The sequence below is a fragment of the Tumebacillus avium genome, from assembly GCF_002162355.1.
Taxonomy (GTDB): domain Bacteria; phylum Bacillota; class Bacilli; order Tumebacillales; family Tumebacillaceae; genus Tumebacillus_A; species Tumebacillus_A avium.
On the sequence record NZ_CP021434.1, the window covers coordinates 3,816,015 to 3,831,983 of the forward strand.

Annotated in this window: 13 protein-coding genes, 13 tRNA genes and 1 rRNA gene; 25 read left to right on the plus strand and 2 right to left on the minus strand. The window is 56.3% G+C overall.

The window, feature by feature from the left end:
• Positions 1-4 precede the first annotated feature (4 nt).
• Both hfq and CBW65_RS18410 read left to right on the plus strand, forming a co-directional pair.
• The gene (gene hfq, locus CBW65_RS18405) at positions 5-235 is read left to right on the plus strand and encodes an RNA chaperone Hfq (protein ID WP_038094535.1); all 231 of its coding nucleotides are present in this window, start codon (positions 5-7) and stop codon (positions 233-235) included.
• A 119-nt stretch (positions 236-354) separates the two neighbouring features.
• A complete protein-coding gene (locus tag CBW65_RS18410) occupies positions 355-564 on the plus strand; it encodes a hypothetical protein (RefSeq protein ID WP_087458080.1) in 210 nt (69 codons plus the stop codon).
• A 123-nt stretch (positions 565-687) separates the two neighbouring features.
• Here CBW65_RS18410 and CBW65_RS18415 read toward each other — a convergent pair whose 3' ends face one another.
• Positions 688-1,245, minus strand: a complete 558-nt coding sequence (locus CBW65_RS18415) for an Hsp20/alpha crystallin family protein (RefSeq protein ID WP_087458081.1) — start codon at positions 1,243-1,245, stop codon at positions 688-690.
• 238 nt (positions 1,246-1,483) lie between these two features.
• Between CBW65_RS18415 and CBW65_RS18420 the strand changes: the two genes are divergently transcribed.
• The 23 genes from CBW65_RS18420 to CBW65_RS18530 all read left to right on the plus strand — a co-directional run bounded on the left by CBW65_RS18420 (position 1,484) and on the right by CBW65_RS18530 (position 15,451).
• Positions 1,484-1,559 (plus strand) — tRNA-Trp (locus CBW65_RS18420).
• A 62-nt stretch (positions 1,560-1,621) separates the two neighbouring features.
• Positions 1,622-1,696, plus strand: a tRNA-Gln gene (locus CBW65_RS18425).
• Positions 1,697-1,707: 11 nt separating this feature from the next.
• A tRNA-Leu gene (locus CBW65_RS18430) sits at positions 1,708-1,790 on the plus strand.
• A 22-nt stretch (positions 1,791-1,812) separates the two neighbouring features.
• Positions 1,813-1,889: transfer RNA gene (locus CBW65_RS18435), tRNA-Arg, on the plus strand.
• 9 nt (positions 1,890-1,898) lie between these two features.
• Positions 1,899-1,974, plus strand: a tRNA-Ala gene (locus CBW65_RS18440).
• A 4-nt stretch (positions 1,975-1,978) separates the two neighbouring features.
• Positions 1,979-2,054 (plus strand) — tRNA-Asn (locus CBW65_RS18445).
• Between the two features lie 4 nt (positions 2,055-2,058).
• Positions 2,059-2,135, plus strand: a tRNA-Glu gene (locus tag CBW65_RS18450).
• A gap of 3 nt (positions 2,136-2,138) precedes the next feature.
• A tRNA-Val gene (locus tag CBW65_RS18455) sits at positions 2,139-2,214 on the plus strand.
• A 21-nt stretch (positions 2,215-2,235) separates the two neighbouring features.
• Positions 2,236-2,311 (plus strand) — tRNA-Met (locus tag CBW65_RS18460).
• 3 nt (positions 2,312-2,314) lie between these two features.
• Positions 2,315-2,391 (plus strand) — tRNA-Asp (locus CBW65_RS18465).
• A gap of 23 nt (positions 2,392-2,414) precedes the next feature.
• Positions 2,415-2,505: transfer RNA gene (locus CBW65_RS18470), tRNA-Ser, on the plus strand.
• Positions 2,506-2,508: 3 nt separating this feature from the next.
• A tRNA-Gly gene (locus CBW65_RS18475) sits at positions 2,509-2,582 on the plus strand.
• A 5-nt stretch (positions 2,583-2,587) separates the two neighbouring features.
• Positions 2,588-2,664: transfer RNA gene (locus CBW65_RS18480), tRNA-Ile, on the plus strand.
• A 2-nt stretch (positions 2,665-2,666) separates the two neighbouring features.
• Positions 2,667-2,783 (plus strand): 5S ribosomal RNA (gene rrf, locus CBW65_RS18485).
• A gap of 145 nt (positions 2,784-2,928) precedes the next feature.
• A complete protein-coding gene (locus CBW65_RS18490; RefSeq protein WP_198299653.1) occupies positions 2,929-6,084 on the plus strand; it encodes an MMPL family transporter in 3,156 nt (1,051 codons plus the stop codon).
• A gap of 59 nt (positions 6,085-6,143) precedes the next feature.
• The gene (locus CBW65_RS18495) at positions 6,144-6,719 is read left to right on the plus strand and encodes a TetR/AcrR family transcriptional regulator (protein ID WP_157722050.1); all 576 of its coding nucleotides are present in this window, start codon (positions 6,144-6,146) and stop codon (positions 6,717-6,719) included.
• 69 nt (positions 6,720-6,788) lie between these two features.
• Positions 6,789-7,913 carry a tRNA 2-thiouridine(34) synthase MnmA gene (gene mnmA, locus CBW65_RS18500; protein ID WP_198299654.1) on the plus strand — a complete coding sequence of 375 codons (1,125 nt, stop codon included), beginning with the start codon at positions 6,789-6,791 and terminating at the stop codon, positions 7,911-7,913.
• Between the two features lie 55 nt (positions 7,914-7,968).
• Positions 7,969-8,358 (plus strand): hypothetical protein, encoded by a 390-nt coding sequence (locus CBW65_RS18505; RefSeq protein WP_157722051.1) that lies wholly within the window; start codon positions 7,969-7,971, stop codon positions 8,356-8,358.
• Between the two features lie 88 nt (positions 8,359-8,446).
• Positions 8,447-9,004: a ribonuclease FAU-1 family protein gene (locus CBW65_RS18510; RefSeq protein WP_157722052.1), complete on the plus strand. Its 558-nt coding sequence runs from the start codon at positions 8,447-8,449 to the stop codon at positions 9,002-9,004.
• 66 nt (positions 9,005-9,070) lie between these two features.
• Positions 9,071-10,609, plus strand: a complete 1,539-nt coding sequence (locus tag CBW65_RS18515; protein WP_087458086.1) for a type I restriction-modification system subunit M — start codon at positions 9,071-9,073, stop codon at positions 10,607-10,609.
• The gene (locus CBW65_RS18520; RefSeq protein WP_087458087.1) at positions 10,609-11,832 is read left to right on the plus strand and encodes a restriction endonuclease subunit S; all 1,224 of its coding nucleotides are present in this window, start codon (positions 10,609-10,611) and stop codon (positions 11,830-11,832) included. The genes CBW65_RS18515 and CBW65_RS18520 overlap by 1 nt, the downstream gene beginning before the upstream one ends.
• A 121-nt stretch (positions 11,833-11,953) precedes the next feature.
• On the plus strand, positions 11,954-14,359 hold the full coding sequence (locus CBW65_RS18525; protein ID WP_087458088.1) for a PAS domain S-box protein: 2,406 nt from the start codon (positions 11,954-11,956) through the stop codon (positions 14,357-14,359).
• On the plus strand, positions 14,360-15,451 hold the full coding sequence (locus CBW65_RS18530; RefSeq protein ID WP_087458089.1) for an SDR family oxidoreductase: 1,092 nt from the start codon (positions 14,360-14,362) through the stop codon (positions 15,449-15,451).
• A gap of 228 nt (positions 15,452-15,679) precedes the next feature.
• Here the strand turns inward: CBW65_RS18530 and CBW65_RS18535 are convergent, their stop codons facing one another.
• The gene (locus tag CBW65_RS18535) at positions 15,680-15,955 is read right to left on the minus strand and encodes a DUF6881 domain-containing protein (protein WP_087458090.1); all 276 of its coding nucleotides are present in this window, start codon (positions 15,953-15,955) and stop codon (positions 15,680-15,682) included.
• Between the last annotated feature and the right edge of the window lie 14 nt (positions 15,956-15,969).

The window sequence follows — 15,969 nt, forward strand, 5'->3', positions numbered from 1 at the left end:
TATTTTGAACAAACAACAGATCAATATCCAAGATCACTTTCTGAATCAGATCCGCAAGGATAACATTCCGGTGATCATTTACCTCGTGAACGGTTTCCAAATTCGCGGCGTTGTCAAAGCATTTGACAATTTCACGATCATCGTCGAGTCGGAAGGCAAGCAGCAGATGGTCTACAAGCACGCAATTTCTACGTTTACCCCGATGAAGAACGTAAGTTTCCACGCTGCTGAATAAGCGTTGAGATAGAATAACGCTTGAGAAGTGTTCCTTTGGAGCACTTCTTTTTTTATTAGGGCGCTTCTTTTTTATTTTCGGCAGCAGCGGGGAAGACTTGACGGTGAGGTGATGCAACCGTGTACAACCGTGAAGATCAATTGCCGCAGGGAGCTTCGATCGAGCATATCTTTGGCATCTTAAACGATGTCAAAACGGCAGAGCTTCCCGTCTCCGATGCTCTCGATTCGCTGGCCTACTGGTACCACGAAGCGTTTCAAACGGGCGAGATCAACGTCGAAGAGCCGGCCGACACCGACCTGTACGACGGGGAAGACATCTGGACCTAACGCAAGCAGCAGAAAAGACCGCAGGCCGACTGCGGTCTTTTTGTCGCGGATATTGCCTCAGACGGTGACCAGGAACCGAATGCTTGCATTGGTCTGTGGTTTTTTGTCGCGGAACGGCGGTCTTTAGAAGTTGATCGGTACGTTGTGCCCTCTTTTTTTCGGGCCTTTGCGGGTGTCCTTGATCATGCGGACTTCGAGCAGGCCGTTGCGGTATTGGGCGCGCGCCTGCTGCGGGCGGACGCGGGTGGGGAGGATGACGCTGCGGTCGAAGCTCCCGCGAAACCGTTCATCGAGGTGGAAGCGGTCTTTGGCGAAATTGTTGAAGCGGCCGGCCAGCGACCCGGAGACGCTGAGCTGCTCCGGCTGCACGTCAACCTTCACGTCACTCGCCGATTCCAGCCCCGGCACTTCGATGACGGCGACCACTTCCTGGCGGGTCTGATAGATGTCGATGCGGGGGAACTGGCCGCCGCTCGTCACATCGGAGCCGTGCAGACCTTGGCCGCCAAACATGCCTTGCCAGTCCGGCATCGACTGCAACTTGTTCAGCTCCGCCATCGGCAGCTGCTTCATCACGTTTTGCAGAAACTGCGGGCCAAACATGCGGCGCAATCCTTCGTTCATGTTGCCGAGACCGCGCATTTGATCAAATGAGTTCCCGTTGTTGTCATTGTTCATCATGCGCCTGTTTTCACCTTCCTTCGCTGTTACCAGCCTATGCGGATCGAGGCGGGAAAGGTGCTGCGGAGCAGAAAATTGAACCTTTTTCTAGCCAATGGGCGATATTGTGCAGTTTTGTTCGTTCAAAAGCGTTGAAAAGACGCTCTGTCCATGGTACATTATATCTCGTCAGGCGGGCAACAAACGAGCGCTTGACGCTGACAGTGAGATGTGATACAGTAATTCTCACGAACAATACAGGGGTATAGTTCAGTTGGTAGAACGTCGGTCTCCAAAACCGGATGTCGTGGGTTCAAGTCCTACTGCCCCTGCCACTTTCTTAAAAAATACCACTTGCATCACTTTGTGAGATGTGGTACATTATATACTCAGTCGATGGGGAGTCGCCAAGCGGTAAGGCAACGGACTTTGACTCCGTCATGCGAAGGTTCGATCCCTTCCTCCCCAGCCATTGATCTTTGAGCGGATGTGGCGGAATTGGCAGACGCACTGGTTTTAGGTACCAGCGGGCGACCGTGGGGGTTCGAGTCCCTTCATCCGCACCATTTTCTCTACAACTTGATACATGTGCCCATAGCTCAGCTGGATAGAGCGTTTGACTACGAATCAAAAGGCCGGGAGTTCGAATCTCTCTGGGCACGCCATTTTCACTTGGGGGTATAGCTCAGTTGGTAGAGCACCTGCCTTGCAAGCAGGGGGTCAGCGGTTCGAATCCGCTTATCTCCACCACTGTTCCTCAATAGCTCAGTTGGTAGAGCGCCCGACTGTTAATCGGATGGTCACAGGTTCGAGTCCTGTTTGAGGAGCCACTCTGGCTCGTTGGAGAAGCGGCTTAACTCACCGCCCTTTCAAGGCGGCATTCACGGGTTCGAATCCCGTACGAGTCACCATTTGGAGGTTTAGCTCAGCTGGGAGAGCATCTGCCTTACAAGCAGAGGGTCGGCGGTTCGATCCCGTCAACCTCCACCAGTTTTACAACTTAATCATTGTCGCGGGGTGGAGCAGTTGGCAGCTCGTCGGGCTCATAACCCGAAGGTCGCAGGTTCAAGTCCTGTCCCCGCAACCACATGGAGCTGTGGTGTAGTGGCCTAACATGCCCGCCTGTCACGCGGGAGACCGCGGGTTCGAATCCCGTCAGCTCCGCCACTTTTACAATTTGATTGTTCCACGGAGAGTTGGCCGAGTCGGTCGAAGGCGCTCCCCTGCTAAGGGAGTATACTGGAAACAGTATCGAGGGTTCGAATCCCTTGCTCTCCGCCACTTGCGGATGTAGTTCAATGGTAGAACTGCGGCTTCCCAAGCCGCCAGCGTGGGTTCGATTCCCATCATCCGCTCCACACAAGGGCCCATAGCTCAGTTGGCTAGAGCGCACGACTGATAATCGTGAGGTCGGAAGTTCGAATCTTCTTGGGCCCACCATATCTAGTGATAATGTCGCAGAGGTCACACCTGTTCCCATCCCGAACACAGAAGTTAAGCTCTGCAGAGCCGATGGTACTTGGACCGCAGGGTCCTGGGAGAGTAGGACGTCGCTAGGCAAAGAGAAAGACCCGATCCGTTACTGGATCGGGTCTTTTTTTGTCTTCAGTTTTTGGTTGACACCGTGTCATTTTTCGCTGTATAGTAACTCTTGTGACTTAAATGACACGGTGTCATTGTCCCATCAGAGGAGGGGAGAGACCTTTGATCGAAACATGGATTCGCGGCTTGGCGAAGGCCCGCTGGTTTGTGCTGATTTTGTGGGTGGCGCTGGTCGCAGGCTCGGTGTTCGTGATGCCCGATCTCGGGAAGATCATCGCGGAGACAGAGACGAAGTTCGTTCCGTCTGACGCCGAATCGGAGCAGGCGAAACAGCTTCTCGAGCAGATCACCACAGAAGATCAGGCAGGCTCAACAGCGATCGTCGTCATGCATCGCGACGGCGGGCTGTCCGCAGGCGACCGGGATTGGCTAAAGGCAAAATGGGAAGAACTGAACCGGGATAAAACAGAACTCGGCATTCAAAACACCCAGACTGCATACGATGAACCGGCGCTGGCCGACAAGTTTGAAAGCAAAGACAAAACCACACAGATGCTCCTTGTCGGCTTCCCGCGCGAAGACGCGGCAGAAGTGACACAAGAGAGCGTCGACAAGCTTCGTGAACGCCTCACCGAAGCGCCGGACGGTGCAGCAGCATACGTCACCGGCGGCGCGGCGATCATGAAGGACTACATGGCCACGTCGCAAGAGGGCTTGAAAAAGACGGAGTTCTTGACCATCGGGCTCGTGCTCGGGATCTTGCTGCTCGTCTTCCGTTCCCCGGTTGCGCCGTTTGTGCCGCTTTTGACCATCGGGCTGTCCTTTGTACTGTCCCGCGGTCTGGTCGCACTGGCGACCAAATACGGGATGCCGGTGTCCTCGTTCACCGAGACGTTCCTCGTCGCCGTTCTGTTCGGCGCAGGGACCGACTACTGCATCCTGTTGATCCACCGCTTCCGGGAAGAGCTGTCCAAAGGCTTGGATCGCGTCGACGCGCTGGTGAAAACGATGCAAACGGTTGGCAAAACGGTCATCTTCTCCGCTTCGACCGTCCTGATCGGCTTTTTCATGATCGGATTCGCGAAATTCGGTCTGTATCAGTCGGCAGTTGGCGTAGCGATCGGGATGGCGGCGACGCTGATCGCAGGCCTGACCTTAACCCCGGCCTTGATGATGATCCTCGGCCCCAAGATGTACTGGCCGTTCCAGATCAAACCGGGCAAAGATCATGGCGAATCGAAAATGTGGGGCGGCATGGCGGGTCTCGTATCCAGAAAACCGCTGTTGGTGCTGCTGATCACAGTGATCGTGCTCGCACCGCTGACCCTGTTGTTCCAAAACGAGCGCTCGTTTGACGAGATCGCCGAGATCGACCAGAACATCGGGTCGGTCAAAGGCTTCCGCACCATCGAAGACGCCTTCTCGTCCGGGGAGATGTTCCCGGTGACGGTGGCGATCACCGCTGACCAGTCGATGCGCAACGCCGAAAGCTTGGCGGCGCTGGAGAAGATCTCCGAAAACGCCAGCCTTGTACCTGGCGTCAAAGAAGTCCGCAGCGCGGCACGCCCGCTTGGCGAGCAGTTGGAGGAGCTGGTGCTCAGCAACCAGCTCGGCCAAGTCAACGACGCGCTCGGCGAGATGAAATCGGGTGTCACCGAGCTGAAAGACGGTCTGACCGAAGCGTCAAACGGCCTGACCAGCGGCAACGGCGACATCGACAAGCTGCAAAACGGCTTGGGCGAGATTGCGACCAACCAATCCAAACTCGCGCAAGGCACCGGCCAGATCGCGCAAGGCCTGCAGCAAGGCGCTGAGCAGATTCAAGCCGGACTTCCGCAGCTCGAACAGCTCAGCTACGGTCTTGGCGAGTTGAAGACCAACACCTTCAAGCTCCAAACTGGTCTGCAGACGATCAGCGGCGGACTGGGCAGCGTGCAGCAAGGCTTGACCGGCACGGCAACGGGCGTGCAAACCTTGCAGCAGACCTCCGCTTCGATGGCGGCCGATCTGCAGCAGCTGCTGCAAGCCTATCCGCAGCTCGCCAATGACCCGTCCTTCCTCGCCCTGCAAGGCAAGCAGCAAGGCGTGACACAAGGTCTGTCCGGCGTGTCTCAAGGGCTGGGCCAGATCAATCAAGGCATGCCGGCGCTTGTCGGCGGCACCGCTGAGCTGGCGAACGGCCTCGGCCAGATCGGCGCGGCGCAAGGCCAGATGCAGGCGGGCGTCGCTCAACTGCCGGGCCAGATGAACCAACTGGCGCAAGGTTTGAACCAATCGGTGTCCGCGCTGAACCTGATCACCAGCGGCCAAACGCAGCTGGCAGACGGCGCGAAGCAAGCGGGCAGCGGCGTAGGCGAACTGAAGGCCGGCCTGAACGACTTGAACAAAGGGCTTGGCGAAGGCACCGACGCTCTCGGACAGATCGCTGACGGTCTGACGCAGGTCAAAGACGCCCAGACCGGCATGATCGAAAACGGCGCCAAGCAAATCGACGGCTGGTACTTGCCGCCGGAGATGGTCGACGAGAACGCCGACCTGAAAAAAGCGTTCGACAGCTACCTGTCTGCAGACGGCAAAGTGGCGAAAGTGGAAGTGGTGCTTGACGTCAATCCCTATTCCCACGAAGCGATGAATCTGCTGGATGATATTCGCACGTCGATCGAGCAAGGCGCGTACGGCACGGCGCTGAAGAGCGCGGAGATCAAGTTCACCGGCAACACCGCGTCGTACAAAGAGCTTGAAGCCATTTCCAAAGCCGACTTCATCCGCACCGGCGGACTGATCCTGCTCGGGATCTTCATCGTCCTAGCGCTGATGCTGCGCTCGGTGCTGGCGCCGATCTACCTGCTGGTGTCGCTCGGGTTCTCGTACCTGGTGACGATGGGGATCGTCGAATGGCTGTTTGTCGACATGCTCGGCCAGCCGGGCTTGTCGTGGACCGTTTCCTTCTTTGCCTTCATGCTGCTGGTCGCGCTGGGGGTCGACTATTCGATCTTCCTGATGGCGCGCTTCCGTGAAGAGTACAAAGAGACGCAAAACGTCGTCACTTCGATGAAGCGCGCGATGACCACCACCGGCGGCGTGATCATCTCCGCGGCGGTGATCATGGGCGGCACGTTTGGCGCGATGATTTTCTCCGGCGTGGCCGCGATGGTGCAGATCGGCGCAACCGTGCTGATCGGCCTGACCATCTACACCACGATCGTGATGGGCCTGATCGTGCCGGCGCTGGCGATCCTGTTTGGCGAAGCCAACTGGTGGCCGCTGAAGCGTTCCAAAAAGTCTTCCGTTACGAAAGACGAAGCTGTACAATACTAGGGAGAAGGGGCGTGCAAAACGCCCCTTTTTTCTAAAGATTTGAGGTGTGACTTTTGCAAGTGCAGAAGAAAGAAGTTCGCCAGGAGCGGATCTTGGCAGAAGCTGCCCGTTTATTTGCGGAAAAAGGCTATGAACAGACCACCGTGAGCGACATCGTCAAAGCTTGCGAAATGGCACGCGGCACATTTTACCTGTACTTTGACTCGTTGGAATCCGTTTTGACCGAGCTGTTTCGCAACACGACCGACCTCCTGTGGGAGGAGATCACAAGCATCAGCGGCAACAGCCTGACCGGGGACGGGGTGCTGAAGACGATCATCACATCGCTTTTCCACGCCCTGGCTGATAAAAAAGAACTGCTCCAAGTCTACCGCTCCGGCGGCGGGCATGAATTCCAGCTCTTTAAGCACCGCGCCTTTTGTGAAAGCATCGGCAACCGCGTCGTCGATCTGATGAAAGAGGGGCAGGCAGCGGGCGAACTGCGCATCTGTTCTCCTATGCTGGTCTCGCAGATGATCGTGTCGCTGGTCGACTCCATGGCGTATTACACCTTGGTGCTTGAAGAAGGCCGCCATGACCGCGAGCAAGTGGTGGAAGAGCTGTGCGATTTTATCTTATACGGAATTTCAAAATAACCCCTTGCCAAAATGGACAACATAGTCTAAGGTACAGACACAGAACGTTTCATTGGATTGGGGATGCATATGAGTAAAACACCGGCAGAAACCCGCGTCGTCGTGGGCATGTCCGGCGGCGTCGACTCTTCGGTCACCGCTTGGCTGCTCAAGCAACAAGGGTACGATGTGATTGGCGTATTCATGAAAAACTGGGATGACACCGACGAGTTTGGCCACTGCACAGCAGAGGACGACTTTGCCGATGTCCGCCGCGTCTGCGATAAGATCGGCATTCCGTATTACACGGTCAACTTTGAGAAGGAATATTACGAGAAAGTGTTTTCTTACTTCCTCGACGAATATAGAAAAGGCCGCACGCCCAACCCGGACGTGCTGTGCAACCGCGAGATCAAATTCAAGCAGTTTCTCGATGCGGCGCTCGACCTCGGCGCCGATTATATCGCGACCGGCCACTATGCCCGCGTGGAGCTGCATGAAGGCGAGTACCGTCTGCTGCGCGGGGTGGACCAGAACAAAGACCAGACCTATTTTTTGAACCAGCTCAACCAATACCAGCTGTCGAAAGCTCTGTTCCCGATCGGCCACCTGCCGAAGCCGGACGTGCGCAAGATCGCGGAAGAGGCGGACTTGGCGACGGCGAAGAAAAAAGACTCGACCGGCATCTGCTTCATCGGCGAGCGCAATTTCAAAGAGTTCCTGAGCGGATACTTGCCGGCCCAGCCCGGTGAGATGCAGACATTGGCCGGCGAGGTGAAAGGCCACCATGACGGCTTGATGTACTACACGCTCGGCCAGCGCCACGGGCTTGGCATCGGCGGCTCGGGCGATCCGTGGTTTGTCGTTGGCAAGGACTTGGAGCGCAACGTGCTGCTCGTCGAGCAAGGCGAGCATGAAGAGCTGTTCTCGCGCGGACTGTTTGCGACCGATCTCAACCTGATCTCCGCAGCGAACCGCCCGGAGACCTTCACCTGCACCGCTAAGTTCCGCTACCGTCAGCCCGACCAAGGCGTCACCGTACACCTGCGCCCGAACAACACTTGCGAGATCGTCTTCGATCAACCGCAAAAAGCGGTCACTCCGGGCCAGGCGGTCGTGCTCTACGATGGAGATGTGTGCCTCGGCGGTGCGACGATCGACAAAGTGTATAAGACAGAAGCAGAAGTGAAAAATAGAGTAGAAGTCATTGGGTAATTCCCAATGGCTTTTTTTATTTCTACGCGATGTGTAACGTAAAGAGGTGACAATGGTGAACAATCGAAACTTCGTATTGCATGCACTGGGACAGGCGCTTCATGAAGCAAAGCGGAGCGGTGTTCATGAAGCGGTTTTACGCGAACTTCCACAAGCGGAATATGCGTGGATGATTACTGACCGTAAAGGTTTCCTGGTACAGCTCGGGGAAAATCATTTTGTGCTGGACATTTTTACTTCAGAAGAGAAGGCGCATCACTGCGTTGCCCATCTGCAGATGCAAGGTGGCCAGTTCAAAGGTTTGCAACCCACGACATATGCCTTTACCCAAACTTTTGAGGCGATGGCGGCCAACATTAAACCGGCTGTAGCAGTAAACCGATTTTCACCTGAGGAATTGACCGTTTCCTACGAGAACGTGGAGAAGCATATGTCGTTCAAGTAGCTGATTTTAGCAGCATATGGTATGTTGAAAAAGCCATTGGCATGTTTGGCCAATGGCTTTTTTGTTGCTCAAAGGAGTGATTCAACAGATGAAACATAAACTGGCCACCCGCAGCGACTCGGAATTGATGCTGGAAAAAAGTTTTGGGGTCGAGCGGCGGGAGACACCGGAATTTACCGGCTATGTGACAAGAGTTGATATACATAAAGCAAAACGGCAGGCGGTGATGCGCCATGAGGAACACGCGTGGCTGATCATCGACGATCATTATAAATGGATACAATTCTTCCCCGAGCATTCGGCCAGCACGGTGACGCTGATGATGGACGACCGAGATCGCATCGTCATTCGTTATATCGACATCTGCCTGGCGCACGGCATCGACCCGGATACAGGCATTCCGTGGTATGACGATCTCTATCTGGACATCGTCGTCACGCCGGAAGGGACGGTGTACCCTGCTGGACGAGGACGAGTTGGACGAAGCACTAAAAGACGGCAAAATCACGCCAGAGCAGCACGGTTTTGCCTGGCAGGAAGCGAAACGCATTATACTGGAGATCTAGCAGGGAACCAGCCTGTTTCTGACCGTATCATGATCAAAGCGGAAAACTCCGCCCAATTTTTCTTCTCCTTGAAGGATTGAGCCCTTGTGCGTCAAATATTCTTCTGTTGTGGAGAAATGGTTACACGCAAGTAGGAGGCAAGCCTCATGGAACAGATTACAACGGAGTATTTGACTCATTTATATAGCGAGTTACAGGACTGTAAACAGCCGGTTGTCACCCAGCAGCAATTGGAGTCGCACCTGTGGGAAGCGGCGAACATTTTGCGCGGGTCGATCGACTCGTCCGATTATAAGATCTACATCTTCGGGATGCTGTTCCTCAAACGCATGTCTGACGTGTTTGTTGAGGAAGCGGCGCGCATCTACGCCGAGACGGGCGACACGCATCTGGCCTTGCACGACCCGGCGGCGCACCAGTTCTTTGTGCCGGCGGATGCGTTGTGGAGCGGTCTGCAGCAGTACCGGACGATGGTCGGGAAGCAGCTCAACTCGATTTTTTCCGCCATCGAGCAGGCCAACCGCGACAAGATGGAAGGCGTGCTGGAGACGATCGACTTTGATGTGAAGTCGCTCACCGACGGCACGCTGACACAGCTGATCCTTCATTTTGAAAAATTGACTCTGGGCAACTCCAATCTCGAGAAGCCGGACATCCTAGGCGCCGCCTATGAATACCTCGTCGCCCAGTTTGCTGACGACGCCGGGAAGAAGGGCGGCGAATACTACACGCCGCACAAGGTGGTGCAACTGCTGGTCGAACTGCTCGACCCGCAAGAGGGCATGATGATCTCCGACCCGACCTGCGGCTCGGGCGGGATGCTGATCGAATGCGCCAAACATGTTGAGCAAAGCGGGGGTGGAGCCCGCCGCCTGACCTTGCACGGGCAGGAGAAAAACATGAACACCTGGGCGATCTGCAAGCTGAACCTGCTGCTCCACGGGCTGCTCGATCATCAGATCGAACTCGGCGACACGATCCGCACGCCCAAGCTCGTCGAAGCAGATCGGCTGAAACAATATGACCTCGTCATCGCCAACCCGCCATTTTCCTTGAAAAACTGGGGGCTGGAGGAGGCGAAAGCAGACCGCTACGGGCGGTTCGTCTATGGGTTGCCCAGCAACTCCTACGGAGACTATGCGTTTGTGCAGCACATGGTGGCATCGCTCAACCCGCATGGCAAACTCGCCGTCGTCATGCCCAACGGCGTGCTGTTTCGCGGCGGGCAGGAGCATCCGATCCGCCGCGAACTGCTCGAAGCCGACCTGTTTGAAGCGGTGATCGCGCTGCCGCCGAACCTGTTTTTCGGAACGGGCATTCCGGCTTCGATTCTCGTGCTGTCGAAAAACAAGCCGGTGGAGCGCCGGGAGAAAGTGCTGTTGATTCAGGCCACCAACGGCTTTCAGGCGCGGAAAAACCAAAATTTCCTGCGCGAAGAAGATCTGCAGAACATCGTTGGCGCGTACCGGGAGTTTCAAGATCTCCCCGGCTATTGCAAAGTGGCGGCGCTCGATGACATCCGCAAGCAGGACTACAACCTGAACATCTCCCGCTATGTGGACAGCGGCGGGCAGGGCGGACGCGTCGATCTGGAGCAGGCGATCAAGAGCCTGCGTCAGTTGGAAGCGGAGCGCGACGAGGCTACGGCGGCGATGTACTCATATCTGAAGGAGTTGGGGCTGTGATGAGCGGCGGTCATCGTGACGGCTGGGAACGGGTGCCGCTCGGATCGGTCTGCCGGCTGCAGGGCGGGTTTGCTTTTAAAAGCGCGGCGTTCACCACAGAGGGCGTTCCGATCGTCCGCATGTCGAACATGAAGGAAACCGGGCTCGACTTGACAGACGCTGTTTGCTATCCGGAGGAGCTGCTCGACGGGCTGGAGCGATTTTTGCTGCGCCCCGGCGACTTATTGCTGGGGCTGTCCGGGTCGATCGGCTTTTCCGCACAGGTAACGGAAGCGCATACGCCAAGTTTGCTCAACCAGCGCGTCGGGCGTTTTCTGGTCGACCCGGCGCGGCTGTCGGTCAACTATCTGGCTCAACTCGTGAAGAGCAGCCGCTTTCAAAAGACGCTGCACGCGCTGGCATCGGGCGGTGCGCCGGCCAATCTGAGTTCGAAAGACGTGGAAGGCATTCTGATCGACCTGCCGCCGCTTGCCGAGCAGGAGCGCATCGCGGAGATTTTGGGAACGGTCGATCTGGCGCTGGCCAAGACGGACGCGATCATCGCCGGAACGCAGGAAGTGAAGCTGGGGACGCTTGACCATCTTTTGCAAAAGGGCATCGGACATGAGCGCTTTGAGGAGACGGAGTTGGGCGATCTGCCCGCTGGCTGGCAGGCGGTGCCGCTTGGCGAGGTCTGCCGTGTCAACCCGGGCTATCGGCTGGTTAAAGGGGAGACGTACCCCTACATTGAAATGGCGGCGCTCGACACAACGCTCCCGGAGATTCACTACCTCCTAGAACGCGTCGTAAACGCGCCCGGCGGGACGCGTTTTCAGAAAGGCGATGTGCTGTTCGCCCGCATCACACCGTGCACGGAAAACGGCAAGATCGGGCTGGTGCCGGAATTGCCGGGCGGCATTGGCGTCGGCTCGACAGAATTTATCGTCCTCTCGCCTCAGCCGGAGCATCTGCTGCCGGAGTTTCTGTACTACACGGTGCGCAGCGACCGGGTGCGCAGCTACGCGATCTCGCGGATGAGCGGCACGACGGGTCGCCAGCGCGTGCCGGGCGAAGTGTTCAAAGAGGAACTGCTCATCGCCTTGCCGCCATTATCCGAACAAAAGCAGATCGGGGAGATGTTGCGCGGATTTGACCGCAAGATCGCCGCGGAGCAGCAGAGCCGCAAAGGGCTGCTGGAGCTGAAGACCGGCCTCGCCGACCTGCTTTTGAATCCAAAAAAATGAAACTGGCGCGGCGGGAAGCAGGAATAAAGTAAGAATTTGTCGAAATTGACTAACGATTGAGCGGTTTTAAACTCAAGTTTGAATCCAAAGCAACTCCAGCGGAGTAAGGAGCTTTGTTGTTATGAGTGACCATTCACAAGAACGGAAACGCGGATGGCAGCCTGCAGCCAAGGGGACAGGGCTGTTCATTTTGCTGATCGGAGCCCTGTGGCTGCTCGGCAGAGATGTGCTGCCAAGCGCAGAGCGCTGGGGCCTGTGGTATGACGGGCTGTTTGTGCTGCTGGCGGCGGCTGCGGCCGAGTGGCAGGGCCGACGGACCCGCCGCCCCGTGCGCCGGGCGCTGGAACGGTATCAGTCGCTGTACGAATACAACGTGGACGCGATCTTCATGTTGGATCTGCAAGGCAAGGTCGTCGAGTTTAATCCGGCCGGGCACAAACAGGACCCGAAAGGCTATGTCACCGGCTACACGGCTGACGAATTGATCGGGGATAACTGGCTGCTGCGCTTCCCGGAAGAGGAGTCGGCGAAGTGCCAGGCGTATTTTTCCAATGCGGTGCAGGGGCGCGAACAGGTCTTTGAGACGAGAGCGTGGCACAAGGACGGACACCTCGTCGACCTGAACGTCTATTTCATTCCGATGCGCGAAGCAGGCAAGATCGTCGGCATTTACGGCATCGCCACCGATATCTCGGAGCGCAACAATGAGCGGCGCATGCTGATCGAAAGCGAGCAGCGCTACAAGTCCTTGTTCGAAAACAATCCGGACGCCGTCTATTCGATTTCCCTGAAGGGGCGGTTTCGGACCGGCAATCCCGCTTGCCAGAAGATCACCGGTTACACGGTGGCCGAATGGTCGAAGTTTTCGATGCGCCAGATGCTGTCCGAAGCGTCGTTCGAACGCTGCTACGAGCATTTTCAAAAAGCGGTGCAGGGCATCCCGCAAAAATTTGAGCTGCCGTTGGTGCGCAAGGACGGACAGCCGATCGAGTTGACCGTCACTTTGATTCCGATCATCGTCGATGAGAAGGTGACCGGGGTCTACGGGATCGCCAAAGACATCACGGAGCGCAAGCGCAGCGAACTGGAACTGCGCGCGACCAAGGAACAGCTGGAGTCGTTTATCTCCAACTCGCCGGACGCGATCTACATGTGCGACCTCGATGGATTTGTCCATCAGGTCAATCCCGGCTTTGTGCGGATGTTTGGCTACGCGGCGGACGAGGTGATCGGCGGCAAGATCCGGCTGATCATTCCCGATGAGCTGTTTAACGATGAGCTGGAACGGCTCAAAGAAGTCTGGGCGTCGAACTGGCAATACAACTGCATCGATACGATCCGCCGCCACAAAGACGGGCGGTACTTGAACATCAACCTCACCTTGTCGCCGGTGCGCGACAGCAACGGCTATGTGATCGGCATGGTCGGGATCGCCCGCGACATGACAGCGCGTCAAGAGATGGAAGAAGCGCTGCGCCAAAGCGAGGCGAAATACCGCTTGATCACCGAGAACATGTCCGATCTGATCGGCGTGTCGAACCGCGATGGCCTGCTGGAATATGCGTCACCTTCGTTTAAGACGCTGACCGGCTTTGGCCCGGAGATGCTCGAAGGCAAGCAAGGCTTTCCGCTGCTTCACCCGGACGATGGGCGGGAGATGGCGAAACACATCCTCAAGGTGCTGCGTGACAAAGAACCGTTCCAGACCCAGTTCCGCACCTTGCGTACAGACGGCCACTACCTGCTGATCGAAGGGCACGGGGCGCCGGTGCTGAACGAGGAAGGCGAAGTGGACGCGGTCGTCATCGTCGGACGCGACATCACAGAGCGCGAGCGGACCGAAGAGCTGTTGCGCAAATCGGACAAGCTCTCCGTCGTCGGTGAGCTGGCGGCAGGCGTCGCACATGAGATCCGCAATCCGCTGACGGCGATCAAAGGTTTTATCCAGCTCTTACAGATGGGCGGCTCGAACAAGGCGCACTACTACGAGATCATGATGTCGGAGCTTGACCGGATCGAATTTATCATCAATGAATTCCTCGTCCTGGCCAAACCGCAGGCGGTGCGCTATCAGAAAAAGGACATTCGCACGCTTCTGAACAGCATTGCGGCGCTGCTCGACACGCAGGCGATCTTGAACAACGTGGTGATTCGCATGGAATATGAAGCGGACTTCCCGCTCATAGAATGTGAAGAGAACCGCTTGAAGCAAGTGTTCGTCAACGTGATGAAAAATGCGATCGAAGCGATGCCCGGCGGCGGCGAGCTGCTGATCCAGGCGCAACAGACGCCGGACGATCAGGTGATGCTGCGCTTTACCGACACCGGGTGCGGCATCCCGGAATCGCGGATTCCCAAGCTTGGCGAACCGTTTTACACCACGAAGGAAAAGGGCACCGGCCTCGGGCTGATGGTGTCCTACAAGATCATCGAAGAGCACGAAGGCATGATCGCTGTCACCAGCGTCGTCGACGAAGGGACGGTGGTGGAGATCTTGCTGCCGGCTGCCATGAGGGAGAGGGTATAGGTGCAGAACACGTATTTTTTCACCGGTTTCCCGGGCTTTATCGCCAGCCGACTGATCACGCGGCTGGTCAGGCGGGACGAGTCTGCAAGCTTTGAGCTGCTGGTGCATCCCAGCCAGTTGGAAAAAGCGCAAGTCGCCGTGCGCGACCTCTGTGCGGCCGGAACGGGCACGCCGGAGCAGTTTGTGCTGATCGCAGGGGATATTACGGAACAGAACCTCGCGATCGAGGACGAGTATCTGGACGAGCTGGAAGACCGCGTGACGCACGTGTTCCACCTCGCTGCTATCTATGACCTCGCCGTGCCGCAGGACATCGCCTACCGCGTCAACGTCATCGGCACGGAGCAGGTCGGGAAGTTTGTCAGACGCCTGCATAACTTGCAGCGAATGATCTACTTTTCCACAGCCTATGTGTCGGGCGACCGCACGGGCCAGATTTTGGAGACAGAGTTGGAGCTGGGTCAAGGGTTTAAGAACCATTACGAGTCCACGAAGTATGAAGCGGAGCGGATCGTGCAGCAGCTGCGGGAAGATCTGCCGGTGACGATCATCCGGCCGGGCATCGTGATGGGGGATTCGAAAACGGGCGAGACGGTGAAGTTTGACGGGCCGTATTTTGTGATGCGGTTTCTGGATGCGTTTTCCCAGTTCCCGCTGCCGTATGTTGGGGCATCGGAAGCGCGGATCAACCTCGTGCCGATCGACTATATCGAAGCGGCAACGGTGCACCTCGCCCATGCCGGGGCGGAGGCGAACGGCGTGTTCCATCTGACCGACCCGTATCCGTACCGTGCGCGGGAAGTGTACGAGCGCATCTGCCAGGAGCTGGTCGGGAAAAAGCCGATCTTTACGCTCCCGGCGGCGATGATCTCCTCGGCGCTGTCGATCGGGGCGTTTCGCCGGTTTGTGAAGGTGGAGAAGGAGACGATTGCGTACTTCTCCTGCCGGGCCGAGTATGACTCGACGGAAGCGCAGAGGGTTTTAGGGGCGGCTGGGATTCAGTGTCCGGATTTTCATTCGTATATTGAGAAGGCAGTGGATTATTACAAGGCACACCGGAATGATCCGGAGAAGATGATTTTGGTGAGATAGTTTAGAGGGGCAGTTTCTGACGCTTGCAGAGCGGGAGAACTGCTCTTTTTTGAAGAAAAAGAATATGATCTCATAAATGATGAGTTATATGGTTGTGTACACTCACTGATGTAAAAACGAAACACGAATGTATTCGCTTTCCTGCTCAGAATGATTACAGCCGAAAAAAACGAACCTGAGCTCGGTGGAATGCCGAACTCAGGTTATGTTTTAGGTCACAATAAGGTTTTATTCGGGAACAATGCCTTTCCAAACCTTTTCAAAGTCTTCCTTACTAATCTTCATTGGAACAAAATGTCCAAACTCATCCTCAGCAATTTCCTCAATCGTAGGGACCGGAACTTCGCCCAGCCCTGATCCTCCTACTTCAACAGCTTCGTATGCGTATCCATAACGCCCATCTCGATAAAATTCGATCTTACGGACTTCATATCTTTCATCGTCCATTTCCGAGTAAATGAGAATTGGATCATTCTCATCGTCATGTAACCACTCACACTTCATATACTCCACTTTCT

Coding starts and splice junctions, on each gene's coding strand:
- CBW65_RS18415 (WP_087458081.1), bottom strand. CDS start 1,245: ATGATGAACAATGACAACAACGGGAACTCATTTGATCAAATGCGCGGT.
- mnmA (WP_198299654.1), top strand. CDS start 6,789: ATGAGTAAAACACCGGCAGAAACCCGCGTCGTCGTGGGCATGTCCGGC.
- CBW65_RS18510 (WP_157722052.1), top strand. CDS start 8,447: ATGAAACATAAACTGGCCACCCGCAGCGACTCGGAATTGATGCTGGAA.
- CBW65_RS18515 (WP_087458086.1), top strand. CDS start 9,071: ATGGAACAGATTACAACGGAGTATTTGACTCATTTATATAGCGAGTTA.
- CBW65_RS18520 (WP_087458087.1), top strand. CDS start 10,609: ATGAGCGGCGGTCATCGTGACGGCTGGGAACGGGTGCCGCTCGGATCG.
- CBW65_RS18525 (WP_087458088.1), top strand. CDS start 11,954: ATGAGTGACCATTCACAAGAACGGAAACGCGGATGGCAGCCTGCAGCC.
- CBW65_RS18535 (WP_087458090.1), bottom strand. CDS start 15,955: ATGAAGTGTGAGTGGTTACATGACGATGAGAATGATCCAATTCTCATT.